The organism is Ruminococcus sp. (genome assembly GCF_024691275.1).
Classification (GTDB): domain Bacteria; phylum Bacillota; class Clostridia; order Oscillospirales; family Ruminococcaceae; genus Ruminococcus.
In genome coordinates, this window is sequence record NZ_JAILNU010000010.1 from 1 (window position 1) to 17,901 (window position 17,901).

Genomic DNA, 17,901 nt, shown 5'->3' on the forward strand with positions numbered 1-17,901 from the left:
TCTTTCAGCTTCAGAGCAATCAACGCCAGAGAATAAGAATCATTACACTGTCCTGCATCGAGAACTCTCGGAATACCGCCGATGTCGCCTAAGTCGAGCTTGTTGTACTTGTACTTCGCACAGCCTGCGGTGAGAATAACTGTATCTTTTGGCAGCTTCTCAGCAAATTCCTGATAGTAGCTTCTGGACTTCGCTCTGCCGTCACAGCCTGCCATGACTACGAATTTGCGGATAGCCCCCGATTTTACAGCTTTTACAACTGTATCGGCAAGTGCAAATACCTGTTCATGGGCAAAGCCGCCGATAACAGAGCCGGTTTCGATCTCAGCAGGCGGAGGACATTTCTTAGCCTGTTCGATGATCGGCGAGAAGTCCTTTACTTCACCGTAAGGTGCGTCAATATGCTTACAGCCCGGATAGCCTGCGGCACCTGTTGTCCAAAGCCTGTCCTTGTAGCTGTCCTTCGGAGGAACGATGCAGTTTGTGGTCATCAGCACCGGACCGTTAAAGCTCTCAAATTCCTCTTTCTGCTTCCACCACGCATTGCCGTAGTTTCCTGCGAAATGCGGATACTTTTTGAAGAACGGATAATAATGCGCAGGCAGCATTTCCGAGTGCGTATAAACATCAACGCTCGTATCCTTTGTCTGCTCAAGGAGCATTTCAAGGTCTTTCAGATCGTGACCTGAGATCAGTATTGCAGAATTTTTGCGGACACCGATATCAACTGTCGTGATCTCAGGATTGCCGTATGCTGTGGTATTTGCCGCATCAAGGTCAGCCATACCCTGAACGCCGTATTTGCCGACTTCAAGCGTGAGAGCCACAAGGTCATCGACCGTCAGGCTGTCATCAAGCGTTTTTGCAAGTGCCGACTGTAAGAAAGCATCAAGCTCCTCATCATCATTCAGCAGAGCGTTTGCGTGTTTTGTATATGCCGCAAGTCCTTTCAGACCGTAGGTTATCAGCTCACGCAGAGAGCGTATATCCTCATTCTCAGTCGCAAGAACGCCGACGGACTTTGCTTTCCCGGCATAGTCCGAACCGTTCCACAGAGCAGCTTCGGGCAGGTTACCTTTATCCTGCACCTTTCCGAGCAATTCTTCCTTGACTGCAAGCGTTTCCTTGACCTTAGCAGTAATGCTTTCAAGATCGAAATTCGCATTGGTGATCGTGATAAACAGGTTCACGCTGATAAGATGATTAACAGTCTTATCGACCGCCTGTCCCTCAGCACGGAGCTGAGTTGTCAACGCAGACAGCCCCTTTGTAACGTACACAAGCAAGTCCTGCATTACTGCGACTTCGGGCTGTTTACCGCAGACACCGCAAGCGGTACAACCCTTACAGCCCGCTGTTTCCTGACACTGATAACAAAACATTTTCTGTTCCATGATATATTCCTCCATTATTTTCTTATCTCAACGATACTGCCGTTCGGCGAAATGACAGCAACTTCAAGCGGAATATCCTTACCGCTTGCTTCTATCGCACGTTTTATCGCATACTCCATACCTCCACAGCATGGTACGGTCATTCTTGTGAGAGTGATGCTCTTTATATCGTTATTACGGAATATCTCTGTCAGCTTTTCGGAGTAATCAACAGCATCGAGCTTCGGACAGCCGATGAGCGTGATCTTCCCACGGATAAAATCATGGTGGAAGTTTCCGTAGGCGTAAGCTGTACAATCGGCAGCGATAAGCAGATCAGCACCGTTGAAATAAGGTGCATTTGTGGGCAGGAGCTTTATCTGTATCGGGAACTGTCTCAAACAGCTTGGAACACGAACATCGCTGTCATCTTCTTTTGGCGTAAAGCTTTGCAAAGCCGAGCCCGGACAGGTGAAACCGCTGTAAGCGGACTTTTTCTGCTTGTTTTCCTGCGCTGCCTTCTCGTCATAAGCTGCCGCTTCACGCTCGGTGAAGTGGATAGCATCCATAGGACAGGCAGGGAGACAGTCACCGAAGCCATCGCAGAAATCGTCACGCATGAGCTTCGCCTTGCCGTTTATGATAGCGATTGCCCCCTCATGGCAAGCCTTCGCACACAGACCGCAGCCGTTGCATTTTTCTTCGTCTATTTCAATTATTTTCCGTATCATAGCAATACCTCCTTGACTTTCTGTATCCATTATAGTATAATCAGAGAAGAAAGTATGTTGTAATTACAACATTTCAGGAGATAATTATGGATATTTCAGTTTTGCGTAATTCTATACTGTTCAGGGACTTTGATGACACCGAAATATCGGAGCTTTTGAAAGCCCTTAATGCAGCCGAAAAGAAATACAAAAAAGGTACGATGATATTTTCATCGGGAGAGATCACCGACAAGCTGTGCTTTGTGACCACAGGAAGCGTTACCGTTGAAAGCAACGATATGTGGGGAAACCGCACGATACTCAACCTTGTGAGCGAGGGACAGTTCTTTGCGGAGAGCTATGCGCTCCTGCCCGATGTGCCTATGCTTGTCGATGTGTGTGCCGCAGAAGATTGCGGTATCATATTTATGAGCATGAAATCCCTTGAAAAACTCGGTGATACCGTCAGATCGAGACTTCTCATGAATCTATTGACTATCACCACAAGAAAAAATCTGCACCTGTCAAGTCGGAGCTTTCATACTGCTCCGAGACAGGTGCGTGGACGTATTATGGCTTATCTGAATACCGTATCAGTTCAGAAGCATTCCCGTGAGTTTGACATACCATTTGACCGTCAGCAGCTTGCAGACTATCTCAACGTGGAGCGTTCCGTGCTTTCCAACGAACTCAGCAAAATGCAGAGAGACGGACTGATACAGTGTAGAAAGAACCATTTTGAGATCATATAACGAGAAACATTAATTGTTACTTTACCAACTCATAAGTGCCTTTCCCGACCTTTCGGGCTATCCCGTTCTCAACAAACACATTCAGTATCCGCTGTAACTGCCGTGGACTGCAATGCAAATGAAACGCTGCGTTTTCCACGCCTTTCAGACGTTTTTCTTCACATTTGTAGAACATATAGGCCTACACCCGTTCATTCAGCGATACAGGTGCAGCATTCTGCATCGTGACTGCTGCGAGCTTCTCCGCAAGCTCTTTTGCAAGAACGCACAGAAGCTCGCTGTTTTGCAGGAGCTTATCCTTATTCCCGTCAACTGCAAAAGCGATACAAGTCAGTTTTTCGGAGACTTCTGCAAATACGCCCTCGTTTCTCACACCAAAGAACTCCATATCACCAAGGATAGAATCCCGAGCAGAAAGCTCCAAAGCGTAGCTGCTGCCGTCCTCACGGATATAGTAAATTGCAGCTGTGCCGTTTGAAACGAGCTGTATCATCTGAGTGGTACGTTCTCCCGAAGTCAGGAACTCGCCCTTTTCGTATTCAATCAGAAACACTTCAACAGGCAGATTTTCAAGCATATCAGGGTAGATACTCTTAGATACGGCATCTGCGACCTTTTCTTTATCATAAATTCTTTTCATATTCCACCTCACAACAGGACAGATGTCCTGTTTTTCTTTTTGAGTCAATGCTATAATTGAGATAATAAAAACAAGAATTATAAGGGGCTGGTATGATATGTCAAACGTATTTGAAGAAAAAAACACACAGAAAGCTATCCTGAAGCTGGGGCTTCCTGCAATTCTCGGTCAGCTTGCAACTCTGATCTATAACATGGCAGACACCTATTTCGTGTCAATGACAAATAATGCGGCTCAGATCGCAGCCGTTACGCTCAGTATGCCGATCTTGCTCATCATCATGTCTGTTTCAAGCGTATGCGGTATGGGCGGAAGCAGCGTCATCGCCCGTCTGCTCGGAGAAAAGAATACTAAGAGCGCAAAAAGCAGTGTATCGTTCTGCTTTTATGCCATGATCGCTGCAGGCGTTGCCATTCTTTGTTTCGGTATGCTGTTTATCACGCCTGTCGCAAAGCTTGCAGGAGCCGACTCGGAGAACCTCGCATTCACTTGTGATTATTTGAAATGGATATTCCTCTGTGCGCCGTTTATCATTCTTTCCAACGGTATGGTACACATCTTCCGTTCAACAGGTCTTATCAAAGAAGCAACAATGGGAGTTATCATCGGCAACGGTATCAACATCGTGCTTGACTGGCTCTTTATCGTCCGCATGGATATGGGAACAGCCGGAGCCGCAGCCGCTACCTCTATCGGTTTCCTTTGTGCGACTGTTTATAATGTTGCCTGTATGCTCAGAAAGTCCACCGATAAAAACCTTTATTCGCTGTCGCCGAAGCATATCAGCATATCCGGAGAGCTTTTTAAGAACATCATCAAAATAGGTATCCCCGGTGCATTGATAACCATTCTTCTCAGCGTATCCAATATCGTACTGAACAACACGATAGGTATTTACGGCTCGGACGCTGTTGCCGCATACGGCATTGCTCTCGGAGGAATGTTCACGGTACTGTTTCTCACACTCTCACAGCCCTTGTCTGCGATATTCCTGCACGAACAGGCTTTGATCGAACAGTCTGCACTGTTCTTGCGTATACTCTGCCTGTCAGCACCTATGCTCGGCATCATCAATATGGTAACTGCATATTATCAGGCACTTGGCAAGGCTTTCAATTCTCTGTTTATAACGCTTATGAGAAATATCCTTCTGTTTATCCCCTGCGTTCTTCTGCTGAACAAGCTGTTTGGTCTGAATGGTGTGATCTCTACGCAGTGCGTCGTAGAAACAGGTTTAGCTGTCATCTGCATGGTAATGTATCTTAAAAGCAGAAACTCTGCAACTTCCCTATCGGAGAAAAACGAAGCATCCGCAGAGCTGTCCGCTGTTCAGGTATAAATTGCCTTCATAAGATATTATAAACGATTTTACATGACTTTACAAGTGTTTTACTCATATCTCTTTTCTTCTCAATAAATGATAAAGACCGCAGTTCAATTCTGCGGTCTTAGTCTTCTCTTAACTTTGATAGCGATACGGCGTTCTTTCGACAGAGCGTAGGCAAATGCAACGAAAACAAGTGCGCCGACGGTTATCTCGAACGGAAATTTCAGTAATGCACCTTCAGATATGATAAACGGCAATGTCGCTATCGCTCCGCATGGCGGAAAATACATCTTTGTTCTGCTGACTGAGACCAGTATGACCGCAGTTGCTGCCATTGCTGAAACAGCAAGCGGAAGTCCGAACTTTTCGGTAAACACAAATCGTGATAACACTCCGCTGACAGCACCTATGATAATCAGCAACGCTGCTTTATATGAGTGTTCCATAAGTTTGCTTTGAGACTTTGACATTTCAAAAAAAGTAACTATCAACGGCGGAGCAATGAAGAATATCTCATTTGTCATTACAGGCATTATGCATATCAGACTTGCTGCTATGATCTGCCTTATACGAAGCATCAGCAATTGTCTGTCAGGTTTTACGGGTGTGAATGTGCTTTTGTCCCGTATCCCTAACTTTTCAAGCAAAAGCTGTGCAAGCAATATCAACGATGTCATTACCACGACTGTGCCTATATAAACAGGGCTTCGTGTTTCTAACAGGACAGGCAGTACACAGGCTGATATTGTCGGTAGGAAGTCTGTTCCTGATATCGTCACACAGGTTATCGCACAAAGCATCGCAAGCGGTATTTTGAATACAAGAGCCAACGGAATGAAAACGACAAGCCCCACGCCGCTCACTGCTGCTGCGGTAATCGTGAGCAGTAATCTGAGCTTTAATGCGTTCCATGATTGCTTCGGAGCTGCGAGTGCTCCAATGGTAATTGCTGTTATTTCGGGAAATATGATCTCCTTATCATGTAAAAGCTCCGATGCTGTAACCATACCCGCTGCTAAAGCAAGCGAGAAGAATGCAGGGAGCATTTTTTTGAACCGATTCACTTATTTCACCTTTCCTTATATGAGCGTAAGTAGTATCATACATCTTTTCAGACTGAAATTCAATTGGAGCATTGCTATAAATTATTCCTATATTATTTTCGTTTTATATAGACAATACCTATTAAGATTAACCTACACTTTAAAGGAAACCGCAGAGATCACGCCGTATATGCTGTTGCACAGACTACCGAAGCTTTGCGCCCGATCAGGATACTGCAAACGATGCGGTCTTTTACAGCGGTCACTGTACGGGCATATCCGCATTTGAGCTGATGAAGGAGTTCATGTGCGAACAGCTTATCGCTCTATACAGGGGCGAACAGATACAATGGTATAGAAAGAAAACGCAGATGACCGATTGAGCCATCTGCGTTTTTTAAAGAGAAATTCTACAAACCCAAGCCGTATCCTGCCCCGATCCCGACAACAGCTGAAAGCAGTATGATCCTGATCGGATTCATCTTCTTAAAGGCAAGAACAGCCGATACTGCGAACAGGCAAAGAAATATCCAGAATGATACATCTGTAAAACAGCTTGTCTGCAACCCATCGGGAAGGAATACCGTTCTGCCGACCGAAAGAAATGCCGCGCCGATCATGCCGACAACGGCTGGCTTCAAGCCGGACATTACGCCTTTGACTGCTTTGCTATCCTTGAACTTTTCAAAGCACTTCGCTATAATAAGGATAATGATGAAAGACGGAAGCACGATGCCGAGTGTTGCGATCACAGCACCGAGAACACCGCCTGTTCGGATACCGACAAATGTAGCCATATTAACTGCAAGAGGTCCGGGAGTACTCTCACTCAGAGCTACAAAGTCAATAAGCTCCGCCTGCGTAAGCCAGCCGTGCCGTTCAGCTTCATACTGTATCATGGCGATCATGGCATATGCGCCGCCGAAGGTGAATGTACCAATTTTCAGAAAGATCAGAAACAGCTCAATCAGCACCATTGCTCTGCTCCTTTCTGTTCAGTAGTGACCACATAAAACCGAACAAGCCACACCCGATGATAACGAATACGGCATCTATTTTCAGGAACGCTGTCAGGATCAGTGCCACGCCCATGATAACATAGGAGATCATGTTCTTTTTCGCGGACTTGAACATCATCCACAATGCTTTCAGGATCAATGCAAGAACAGCTGCGCGAATTCCCATAAACGCATACCGAACAGCCTTGAAGCTCTGAAATTCATTCAGAATGAAAGATATGAACGATATGATAAGGAATGAAGGCAGCACCACGCCGAGCGTAGCAACGCAGGCACCTATGAAACCGTTGGTGCGATATCCTACAAACGTCGCCGCATTGATCGCGATCGGTCCTGGCGTTGATTCGGATATTGCAACAATATCGCTGATCTCTTTTTCGTCCAGCCATTTTTTATTTGTGCAGACCTCACGCTGTATCAGCGGTATCATTGCGTATCCGCCGCCAAATGTAAATGCTCCTATTTTCATAAAGGTCAAGAACAGATCAAGATTCTTATTCACTCTATCACCCCAATATGATATTATACTTTATCGTGCATAATCTGTCAATAACCGCAACATACTCGGCATTCTCCTTGAAGCGCCTGCCGTTGGCTTCGTTGAACAACGTGCTGATGAGATACTTCTCATAGTTGCGGACATTATCAGTATGTTTGATCTGCTCGGAGGCGTTTTCAAGGCATATCTGTTCCACCTTGAGCTTTGCTGCCTTGATGATCTCAGAAAAGTCCCCCCCGATAATTTAATATAAAATTACTATCTGAGTACCGACCTCATTTTGTAAGGCGCATCGCCATTACCGACTTGTCTTCGGTTTTCATCTCAAAAATGACTATAAAACAAATGAGCTTCCGATTAAGGAAGCTCATCTGCCATGATATAGGGATTATTGGGGATTTAATAATTTAATGTTGGGGTAAACATTAAACTACCATGAAAATCAGCTTTGGGATATCTCCCTCAGCGATTATTATTATATCATAGTAATATGTATTTTTTGTGAAAAATCAGAACAAGAGATATAGAAATTTGCAAGCTTTTTCAGTGTGTTTTTATCAATCTTGCACGATACATATTCATTTTGTCCACTCAAAATATTACAAACAGTATTCCACACCTGTCAAATTACAGAACATATATTACATTTTTTCTTTCAGCAGATCCTGTAAAAAGCTCTGGGGAACACAAACACATCAGTTGTTACTCTTGTTGAGTTCATTTGATGTCGCTTATCTTGAACCAGAATGTAGAACCCTTGCCGATAGTACTGCGAACGCCGTAATCGTAGTTATGCATTTTCAGCACAGCCTTAACAATAGAAAGTCCCAGACCTGTACCGACCACCTCGCGCTTATGGTTCTCGGAGCGATAATACTTATCAAAGATCAGCTTGATCTTGTCCTCCTCGATTCCGTCGCCTGTATCCTCGACCTCGACCACAACGCCGTCCTCTTTATTTATCTGGCGGACAAATATCTGCTTATCCTTGCCTGTATAGTTTATGGCATTGTTTATAAGATTGTAAATGACCTGTTCTATCTTGACCACATCGCATACGACCGTTCTCTCCTCGTCGGGAGTAAAGTGTATCTGATAGCCGTTTTTCTCGGAAAGCCCCTTGAATCGGTCGATTATCTCGCTCAGCTTAGCTTTTATGCCGAATTCCGACGGTGCAAGCTTCTGCTTTCCGCTTTCGAGCTTTGAAAGGTCCAGCATATCGTTTACAAGAAGTGCCAGTCGGTCTGTTTCACTGATGATTATTTCAAGGTGCTCATTCCGCTTAACAGGATTATCGCCCGACAGATCGCGTATCATCTCCGCATAGGCTTTGAGCATGGTGAGCGGAGTTCTCAGATCATGAGATACATTTGCGATAAGATCTCTCTGCATGGTATCCACCATGGAGAGTTCTTTTTCCGCATAAGTAAGCGTATCTGCCAGCTTTTTAGCCTCGCGGTAGCCTCTGCCGTCAAATCTGGTATCAAATTTTCCTTTAGCCAGCTCTTCAGCCGACTTTGTTATCCTGTCGATAGGCGCTGATATGCGCTTTGCAAGGTACAGTGATATGCAAAAAGCGAATATTATAAGTATTACTGTTATTATCATGAGCTGACGCTTGATAATATCAACTGTAGCTCCTACAGGCACAAGTATTGAATTCAGCAGCAGATAGCCGTCGATAGAAGACGAGTCGCCGAGAGCACAGCCGTATATCAGCATATCATTGCCTGTTTTCTCGTGCTTGACCCTCATTCTTATGATATGGTCTTCTGCCTCGTCTATCAGGTGCGTCAGGTAGAAGCTGCTGTTATCCTTGCCGTGTATGTAACATTCACCCATAACGTGCTTGCGCTTGACTTCTCTGCCATACTTATCAAGCACGAGAACACACAGATCATTATTCTCACCGACCTCATCAACAATATCATAAAGCCGTTCCTTCGCATCATCGTCAATGATGATCTCGATAGCACTGTCGTAGCCTTTTTTTCTGTCTGCCTTATTGTAGACAGCAGAGATAGTCTCCATGCTGTTGGCAGCAGCTCTTATCCTCATGCGCTCGTAGAATTTCTCGAAGAAAAATATCTGAAATATCCACATGAGAGCGAATACTACAACAGTAAACAGTACAAAATACAGCCATATGGTAAACTTCAGAGGTATCCTGCTGCCTGCCCGTTTAAAATGCTTAATCGGCTTCAAACTTATATCCCATTCCTCTCAGTGTTACGATGAATTTACGATATTCTCCAAGACTGTTTCTGAGCATTTTTATATGTGTATCAACTGTTCTGTCGTCGCCGAAGAAATCATAGCCCCACACTTCTTCAAGGAGCTTGTCGCGTGAAAGCGCGATATTCTTGTTTTTTACAAGATAGAACAGCAGGTCGTACTCCTTAGGTGTCATGGAAGCCTTTGTGCCGTTGACGTAAACTTCACGTCCCGAAATATCGACTTCAAGTCCCTCGAACACGTACTTGTCAACCTGTCCGGGCTCTTCCTGGCGTGAGCTCCTCTTGAGAGCGACCTTCACTCTTGCCATGAGCTCCTTAGGCGAGAAGGGCTTTACAACATAGTCATCTATGCCAATCTCGAAGCCGAAAAGCTTATCGTACTCCTCACCTCTTGCCGAAAGCATGATAACGGGGATATTCTTTGTCTTATGTATCTCCTTGCAGGCGGAATATCCGTCAAGACGCGGCATCATAACGTCCATGATGATAAGATCGTAATCATTGTCATGACAAAGATTAACCGCCTCCATGCCGTTTTCAGCCTCAGTTACCTGATAGCCCTCAAATTCGGCATATTCACGGACTACCTTTCTGATATTTATTTCATCATCTACTATAAGAATATGTGCCATATTTTACCTCCGTCAATTTTAATAAAATAACAAATTTACGTACATTTCAGCGTACTACGCCCTATACCTTGTTTATATTATAGCATTATATCAGATAAAAGTGTACATTCTGTGAAGTTTTTTTGTATTTTTCCGTCAAATTTATGAATTCTAATAGCATAGCTAAATTCCTGATTGACATTTTCAGTTAATTTTGCTATAATATTTATGGATAATTGTATATGAAGGGAGGCGGTATCTATGAGAAGACATTTCAATCCGCTTGCCGCGGCTCTAATCATAGTTGCCGCAAGCGCACTCGTAATAAGCTACTGCATCTTTAATCCTGAATACGCTCGTTCAACTCTGATAATCTATGTGTGTACAATGGTCTGTGCAACACTGATACTTGCTATTTCAGGCTGGATATATAAAAACAAGAAGACTTCTATAGACGAGAAAGAAATAACCCATGTTATCGAGAATCTCAACACCGAGATGATAATATGGTCGGAAAACTTCTCTTACGTTTATATTAATAAAAAATTACGTGATCTTCTGGGCATAACCTCCGAGAAGACCGACAAAAAGGAAGCCGTCTGGACAGCATTCGGAATAAACACTCCCGACGCCAGCGCTCTGAGAAAGATCGCAGGCAGCTATTCATACGAATCCTCCTTCCGCAATCCGCAGGGAACTCTCGTTTCCATAGCCTGGAGCACTTCCCCTGTCAAGAAGTACCGCAAACAGTGGGTATACCTCAGCACAGGCTTCAACCTCACAGAGCTGAAAAAAATGAGGGTAAACCTTGCAAGCGCCAACGACTTCTTCAATTCGACCATGGAACTTGCCGAGATCGGACTTATTATGAGCACCGACAGGAAGATATACCGCGCTTCTCCCGAGCTTACACGTATGCTGGGACTCAGGAGCAGCACTATCAATATTGCGGAGTTCCGCTCACTTGTACACCCCAATGACAGGATACAGTTTGACGGAGCTATACGCACCAAGGACAGTTCCGAGATAAAGAATATCGAAATGAGGCTGAAAAGTGCCGACGGCGTTTACCGCTGGTACTCGTACCGTTTCAAGTCGATCCCCGGTACAGGCAATACCCTGCCGCTGTTCGGCGGAGCTGTCATCGACGTTACTCAGGAGCACGAGAAAGATGTCCTCATAGAGCGTCTTGCTTATATCGACGAAGTTACCGAGATCGCAAACCGCAACAAACTCGTGGGAACAGGTCAGGAGATATACGATTCCTGCAATATACTGAATTACTCCTTCTGGGTGATCGTTCTCGATATCGACCGATTCCACATAATAAACGATACCATCGGTTATTCCAACGGAAATTATGTACTGAAGAACTTCGCGCATATCCTCTATAAATTCGTTACTCCCGGCGGTCTCGCAGCCCGTATAAGCGGCGATAACTTCGCGCTTCTGCTCAGAGACTACGGCGATGACGAAATGCCGCTGCGTACATTCAAGTCGATACAGGAAGAATTTGCGAAAATGGCTGTTGACGAGCTCGCCTCCATAAGCCTTACCTGTTCCGCAGGCTACTCAAAAATGCCCGAGGACGGCGAATCCTTCCTCGATGTGCTGGAACACGCCGAGTTCGCCCTCAAATCCAACGACGGCACACAGGGCAGTATTTGCGGCTATGAGCCGAGTATGCACGACTCTATCATCGGCAACACCGAATTGGAAAAATCCCTCGCCCTTGCCATAGATCACAACGAATTGCAGCTCTACTATCAGCCTAAGATTGACCTCGCTACAAACAGGATCATGGGCGTTGAAGCTCTTATCCGCTGGATAAAGCCCGACGGCACTATCGTTACCCCCGATTCATTCGTCCCTATCGCCGAAAGCACTCACCTCATCGGCAAAATCAGCGAATTCGTACTCAATGAGGGCTGCCGTCAGAACAAACTCTGGCAGAAAATGGGCTATCCCCCTATAGTTATGTCAATAAACTTCGCCTCGTCCGACTTCTATCAGAACGACCTGAAGGAAAAAGTCTTCGACGCGCTGGCTAAATCAGGTCTCGACCCGCAATGGCTCGAAGTGGAGCTTACAGAGACCCTCGCTCTCAGCGATATAGACTTTGCAGTAGATCAGATGAACAAGCTGCGCGAACTCGGCGTAAAGCTTGCAATGGACGACTTCGGCACAGGCTATTCATCACTGAGTTATTTGCAGATACTTCCTATCACGCTGCTGAAGCTCGACCGTTCATTCATCACCGATATCGAACACGATAATATCGCTTATGAGATCGTGTCAGCTGTCATAAGAATAGCAAAATCCAAAAAGATCGAAACTATCGCGGAAGGCATTGAAAATAACGTTCAGGAGTCTATCCTGCGTATGGCAGGGTGTGACTACGCACAGGGATACCTCTACGGAAAGCCCATGCCACCTGAAAAGATCCAGGATTATTTTGAAAATGCCGAGGAATTACTGAAACCCGCTCCACCCAAAAAACAAATAAACGGAGGTAAAAAGCATGAAAAGAAGAATCGGAATACTTACCAGCGGCGGTGACTGCCCTGGTCTTAACGCCACTATTCGTGGTGTAGCAAAAGCCTGCTATGAACGTTTCGGTGAGGACAATGTTGAGATAGTCGGCATCTCAAACGGCTATTACGGACTCATCAATAACCTCTGCAAGGATATGTCTCCGTCCGCTTTTTCAGGCATACTCACTCAGGGCGGTACTATATTCGGTACAAAGCGTCAGCCCTTCAAGATGATGCAGGTCATCGGCGAGGACAACGTTGACAAGGTTAAAAATATGAAGGAGACATACAAGAAGCAGAAACTGGACTGCCTCCTCACTCTCGGCGGAAACGGCACACACAAGACCTCAAAGCTCCTTGCAGACGAGGGTCTCAACGTTATCGGTCTGCCTAAGACTATCGACAACGACATCTACGGCACAGATGTTACCTTCGGTTTCCATACCGCTGTTGACATCGCTACAGACGTTCTCGACCGTCTTCATACAACAGCCGCAAGCCACTCCCGCGTTCTTCTCTGCGAGATAATGGGCAATAAAGCAGGCTGGCTAACTCTCAATGCAGGTATCGCAGGCGGTGCTGACGTTATCATTATCCCCGAGATACCTTACGATATCGACAAGGTTTGCGACGCTGTTATGGCAAGAAGTGCCAGCGGCAAGACCTTCTCCATCGTTGCTGTCGCAGAAGGAGCATTCGATATCAACGAAGCAAAAATGAAAAAGAAGGAACGTGCAAAAAAACGTGCCGAGGCAGGCATACTCACCGCCACAAGCCGCATAGCTGCACAGATACAGGCAAATACAGGTCTTGAAGCCCGCGTATGTGTTCCCGGACATATGCTCAGAGGCGGCGCTCCAAGCGCTTACGACCGTGTACTTTCAACTCAGTTCGGCGTTCATGCTGCATACCTCATCGCAAAGGAGCGCTACGGCAGAACTGTCGCAAAAATAGGCAACAAGATCACCTCAAACAAACTCGAAGATATTGCAGGCAAGACGAAATTTGTCGATGTCGAGGATCACATCGTCATCGCAGCCCGTGATATCGGCGTTTCGTTCGGTGACTGATCCCAAGGCAGACCCTGCAGTCTGCCTTTTCAATTGAGTATACATATAGTTATATATATAATATAAAATACTTATATTATAAATTGATATATCATATATTACGCCCTATATTATGCCTTTATCCGACATTATGAACTGATTAAATATTATGAAAATCAAGTTTTTTTCAAAAAACTATTCCCAAGCCGAACAAAATGTGCTATAATTACTATATATCTGTTCAGGAGGTATTTAAATGTCAGAAATGGAACTTTACAACCTTTGGTGTGAAAATGCCAAGGAAGACCCCGATCTTCAGGCAGAACTTGCTAAGATCAAGGACGACAGCGACGCAATAAACGATAGATTTTACCGTGATCTTGAATTCGGTACAGGCGGTCTCAGAGGTGTTATCGGTGCTGGCACCAACCGCATGAATATATATACTGTAAGACGCGCTACTCAGGGATTCGCAGACTACCTTAATCAGGAGTACAAGAACCCAAGTGTTGCTATCTCTTACGACAGCCGTATCAAGAGCGATGTTTTCTCAAAGGCAGCAGCCGAGGTTCTCGCAGCTAACGGCATCAAGGTTCACATTTACGATCAGCTCATGCCTACACCTTGCCTTTCATGGGCAGTACGCGCTCTCAAGTGCCAGGGCGGTATCATGGTCACAGCAAGTCACAATCCCGCTAAGTACAACGGCTACAAGGTTTACGGCGAGGACGGCTGCCAGATCACTCTCAGAGGAGCTGAGATAATTCTCGAAAAGATCAATTCTCTTGATATATTCAACGATGTTAAGTCTTCAGACTTTGAAGCTGAGTTAGCCAAGGGCAATATCTCTTATATCAGCAATGACGTTATCGAGGACTTCTACAAGCACGTTCTTGCAGAGGGCATCAATACAGACCTCTGTGCAAGCAGCGGACTCAAAGTTGTTTATACTCCTCTCAACGGTACAGGCAACAAACCCGTTCGTGAGATTCTCAAGCGTATCGGCATCACCGATGTTACAGTTGTTAAAGAGCAGGAAAATCCTGACGGCAACTTCTCCACCTGCCCTTATCCGAACCCTGAGATCCGCGAGGCTCTTCAGGTCGGTCTGAGATACTGCGACGAAGTAAAGCCTGACCTTCTTCTCGCTACCGATCCCGACTGTGACCGTGTAGGTATCGCAGTTCCTGACGGCAAGGGCGGCTACGCACTGTTCTCAGGCAACGAAGTCGGTGCAATGCTTCTCGAATACATCTGCGATCAGCGTATCAAGAAGGGCACAATGCCTAAGGATCCAATCGCCATAAAGACAATCGTTACTACAGACATCGTAAACCTTATCGGTAAGGAATACGGCGTTGAGATAATCGACGTTCTTACAGGCTTCAAGTTCATCGGTGAACAGATCGGATTCCTTGAAGCTAAGGGCGAAGAAAAGCGCTACATTTTTGGTTTCGAGGAGAGCTACGGTTACCTTTCAGGCGGCTATGTAAGAGACAAGGACGCTGTTGACGCTTCTATGCTCATCTGCGAAATGGCTGCATACTACCGCACAAAGGGCATCACTCTCATTCAGGCTCGTGAAAAACTGTACAAGAAGTACGGTATGTTCCTCCAGACACTCTACAGCTTCGAGTTCGAGGGCGCAAGCGGCATGAAGCACATGGACGACATCATGACAGAGCTTCGTCAGAACCACCCGACAACTATCGGCGGCTTAAAGGTCGAGCGCTTCGAGGACTACAAGGCAAGCACCTCCAAGAATATCGCTACAGGCGAGGTCAAGGAGCTCACACTTCCTAAGTCAAACGTTCTTGCATTCTATCTTGAAGGCGGCTGCAAGGCTATCGTTCGTCCTTCGGGTACAGAACCAAAGATAAAGACTTATCTTACAGCCAAAGCTCCTACACGCGAGGAAGCAGAAGCTATCGAGCAGAAGATCTACGCAGACTTTACTCAGAGCATGAAATAAAATTTTCGAGGGCGAACTTCGGTTCGCCCTTTACTGTGAGATACGGAGACCTCTTTCCCGTTCAGATCGAACTCCCCGACCGCCGTTTTCGTCTGCTCAGTCGGATATCTCACGATCACGCACTATCATATCACACATAAAAAAGGAGCTACAAAATGAAAATCAAAAAGAACGGACTTTACACCCTGCTCATATTCATTGTCGGCGCCTGTCTCGGCGCACTGGTATTTATGGGCATCTTCGGCAGAGCTATCCTGATGCCGTCAAATACAAGCTGGATATTCGCCCACCCCGATGATTCGACCCAGCACTATCTCGGCTGGGTATTCTACAGGAACACTCCATGGACGTTCCCGATCTGTATGACCGACGGATTAAGCTCCGACGGCATGGTGTCATGTATGTACACCGATTCGATACCGCTGTTTGCGATATTCTTCAAGATACTTTCCCCTCTCCTTCCCGAGACCTTCCAGTATTACGGCATCTGGGGCGTATTCTGCTTTGCGCTTAACGGCGGATTCGGAGCACTCCTCCTCAGCCGTATAAAAAACAATATCATCTTCACGTCACTGGGTTCATTTTTCTATACTATATTCTTCCCGAGCATTACCCGTATTACTCACCACAACTCACTTGGAGCTATCTGGCTGATTATGATAGCAATTATACTCACACTCGACCACAACCGCAAGTACAAGCATGGTTTCACTCCCGTTGTACTCTGGACACTTGCCTGCGTATCAGCAACTCTCATACACATCTACTTCATACCTATGATCTACTTCGCAATGACAGGCTACCTAATACTCGTTGTGTTCAAGGACAAGAAGTATATACGTGCAGCTGCTGTAGCCATTTCATCAACTGTTTTCTCAGTTCTCTCACTTTATGTCATCGGTGCATTCGAGGGCAAAAGCAGCTATGCAGACGGCGGCTACGGTTTCTACTCTGCAAACATCAACACATTCTTCAACAGCATGGGTCATTCAAAGTACATTCGTATGCTTAATACCACTCCCGGTCAGTACGAGGGCTACGGCTACCTCGGATTCGGTATGCTGGTATGCTGCTTCCTCGGTATCATAATCATATTCACCAGACTAGAAAAGAAGAACGGATCTGTAATAAAGAATGCGTTTGCATATATCAAGAAGTACCGCATCGAGTTCATAGCATTCGGCGCTGTATTCATCGTAAGCTTCCTGTGGGCACTGAGCACGACTGTCGCTTACAACCAGAATGTTGTATTCAGCATCACGCTCCCCGACTTCATTATCAGAAAGCTCTCTATCTTCCGTGCAACAGGCAGATTCGTATGGCTGCCGTGTCTCATAATAATGACTACGGCAATGTGGCTCGTCACAAAGCTGAGAAAAAAATCCGCTGCCGCTGCACTTACGATATGCGTATGGCTCCAGGGAATGGACGTAAGAAACTTCCGTACAGAGCTCCATGATGAGTACGCATATATCCACATTGTTCCCGAGAATATCACAACTGAGGAGTGGGAAGAACTCTCTGAGGGAGTGAAAGAAGTCGCATTCGTTCCACTTGATCCTGATTTCAGAGCTTACAAACAACTTTATTTCGAGGTTGCAAATCTTGCATCAAAGAAGGGAATCAAGCTCAGCAGCTTCTACCTTGCACGTTCCGACAACGACTCTATCGCACGTTACGCAGATGAGCAGTACAAGCTCCTTACCTCAGGAAACGGCAGAAAGGACGTGCTCTACTCGTTCTTCAAGGAAGAAGATATACCAAAGGGGCTGAAGAACTTCAAGATATACAGAACAGGCGAATTCATATTCGGTAAAGTTAAATAATAAAAATATTATAAAAGGTATTGACACGGTCAATCCAATATGATATAATTAATTAATGTAATGTACATTCGGCACTACTGTCTAAAGGAACTGATGGGCTGCTCGATTTACAATAATAAATCGAAAGAGGTGACAATCGTGAAAGAGGGAATCCATCCTGAGTTTAAGAAGACCACAATTACTTGCCACTGCGGTAATGTGATCGAGACTATGTCTACAAAGGAAAACATCAAGGTTGAAATCTGCTCAAAGTGCCATCCGTTCTATACTGGTAAGCAGAAGCTTGTTGATACAGGCGGACGCGTTGAC

At 45.5% G+C, this 17,901-nt stretch carries 16 protein-coding genes; 7 read left to right on the plus strand and 9 right to left on the minus strand.

Features of this window, described 5'->3' with window-relative positions; all coding sequences use genetic code 11:
• Together hcp and K6G33_RS01495 are read right to left on the minus strand one after the other, a co-directional pair.
• Window positions 1–1,394 (minus strand): hydroxylamine reductase (gene hcp / locus K6G33_RS01490; RefSeq protein ID WP_296775475.1); only part of this gene is annotated, 1,394 nt, incomplete at its 3' end.
• Between the two features lie 14 nt (window positions 1,395–1,408).
• Complete coding sequence (locus K6G33_RS01495; protein ID WP_296775477.1) at window positions 1,409–2,104, minus strand: ATP-binding protein; 696 nt, start codon at window positions 2,102–2,104, stop codon at window positions 1,409–1,411.
• 86 nt (window positions 2,105–2,190) lie between these two features.
• Here K6G33_RS01495 and K6G33_RS01500 point away from each other — a divergent pair, with 86 nt between their 5' ends.
• Window positions 2,191–2,835, plus strand: coding sequence for a Crp/Fnr family transcriptional regulator (locus K6G33_RS01500; RefSeq protein WP_296775479.1), 645 nt, complete (start codon window positions 2,191–2,193; stop codon window positions 2,833–2,835).
• Window positions 2,836–3,016: 181 nt separating this feature from the next.
• On the opposite strand, the gene K6G33_RS01505 is transcribed toward K6G33_RS01500, so the two are convergent.
• Window positions 3,017–3,475, minus strand: a complete 459-nt coding sequence (locus K6G33_RS01505) for a hypothetical protein (RefSeq protein WP_296775480.1) — start codon at window positions 3,473–3,475, stop codon at window positions 3,017–3,019.
• A gap of 97 nt (window positions 3,476–3,572) precedes the next feature.
• Here K6G33_RS01505 and K6G33_RS01510 point away from each other — a divergent pair, with 97 nt between their 5' ends.
• Entirely contained in the window at window positions 3,573–4,814 is a 1,242-nt protein-coding gene (locus K6G33_RS01510; protein ID WP_296775482.1) for an MATE family efflux transporter, read from the plus strand.
• Window positions 4,815–4,909: 95 nt separating this feature from the next.
• Here K6G33_RS01510 and K6G33_RS01515 read toward each other — a convergent pair whose 3' ends face one another.
• The 6 genes from K6G33_RS01515 to K6G33_RS01540 form a co-directional block, all read right to left on the minus strand.
• The gene (locus K6G33_RS01515; protein WP_296775484.1) at window positions 4,910–5,866 is read right to left on the minus strand and encodes a hypothetical protein; all 957 of its coding nucleotides are present in this window, start codon (window positions 5,864–5,866) and stop codon (window positions 4,910–4,912) included.
• Between the two features lie 389 nt (window positions 5,867–6,255).
• Window positions 6,256–6,822, minus strand: a complete 567-nt coding sequence (locus tag K6G33_RS01520) for a chromate transporter (protein ID WP_296775486.1) — start codon at window positions 6,820–6,822, stop codon at window positions 6,256–6,258.
• Complete coding sequence (locus K6G33_RS01525; RefSeq protein WP_296775489.1) at window positions 6,809–7,366, minus strand: chromate transporter; 558 nt, start codon at window positions 7,364–7,366, stop codon at window positions 6,809–6,811. Before K6G33_RS01525 ends, K6G33_RS01520 begins: the two co-directional genes overlap by 14 nt.
• 4 nt (window positions 7,367–7,370) lie before the next feature.
• The gene (locus K6G33_RS01530) at window positions 7,371–7,559 is read right to left on the minus strand and encodes a hypothetical protein (protein WP_296775491.1); all 189 of its coding nucleotides are present in this window, start codon (window positions 7,557–7,559) and stop codon (window positions 7,371–7,373) included.
• A 521-nt stretch (window positions 7,560–8,080) separates the two neighbouring features.
• Window positions 8,081–9,568: a cell wall metabolism sensor histidine kinase WalK gene (locus tag K6G33_RS01535; protein ID WP_296775493.1), complete on the minus strand. Its 1,488-nt coding sequence runs from the start codon at window positions 9,566–9,568 to the stop codon at window positions 8,081–8,083.
• Window positions 9,555–10,232 (minus strand): response regulator transcription factor, encoded by a 678-nt coding sequence (locus tag K6G33_RS01540; protein ID WP_173450593.1) that lies wholly within the window; start codon window positions 10,230–10,232, stop codon window positions 9,555–9,557. Before K6G33_RS01540 ends, K6G33_RS01535 begins: the two co-directional genes overlap by 14 nt.
• A 240-nt stretch (window positions 10,233–10,472) precedes the next feature.
• On the opposite strand from K6G33_RS01540, the gene K6G33_RS01545 reads away from it, so the two are divergent.
• From K6G33_RS01545 to rpmE, 5 genes are all read left to right on the plus strand, one after another.
• Window positions 10,473–12,770, plus strand: a complete 2,298-nt coding sequence (locus K6G33_RS01545) for a GGDEF domain-containing protein (RefSeq protein WP_296775496.1) — start codon at window positions 10,473–10,475, stop codon at window positions 12,768–12,770.
• On the plus strand, window positions 12,733–13,815 hold the full coding sequence (locus tag K6G33_RS01550; RefSeq protein ID WP_296775497.1) for a 6-phosphofructokinase: 1,083 nt from the start codon (window positions 12,733–12,735) through the stop codon (window positions 13,813–13,815). The genes K6G33_RS01545 and K6G33_RS01550 overlap by 38 nt, the downstream gene beginning before the upstream one ends.
• A 235-nt stretch (window positions 13,816–14,050) precedes the next feature.
• A complete protein-coding gene (locus K6G33_RS01555) occupies window positions 14,051–15,766 on the plus strand; it encodes a phospho-sugar mutase (protein ID WP_296775499.1) in 1,716 nt (571 codons plus the stop codon).
• Window positions 15,767–15,921: 155 nt separating this feature from the next.
• Complete coding sequence (locus K6G33_RS01560; RefSeq protein WP_296775501.1) at window positions 15,922–17,592, plus strand: DUF6311 domain-containing protein; 1,671 nt, start codon at window positions 15,922–15,924, stop codon at window positions 17,590–17,592.
• 138 nt (window positions 17,593–17,730) lie between these two features.
• Window positions 17,731–17,901: 50S ribosomal protein L31 (gene rpmE / locus K6G33_RS01565; protein WP_296693652.1), on the plus strand; the 171-nt coding region annotated here is incomplete at its 3' end.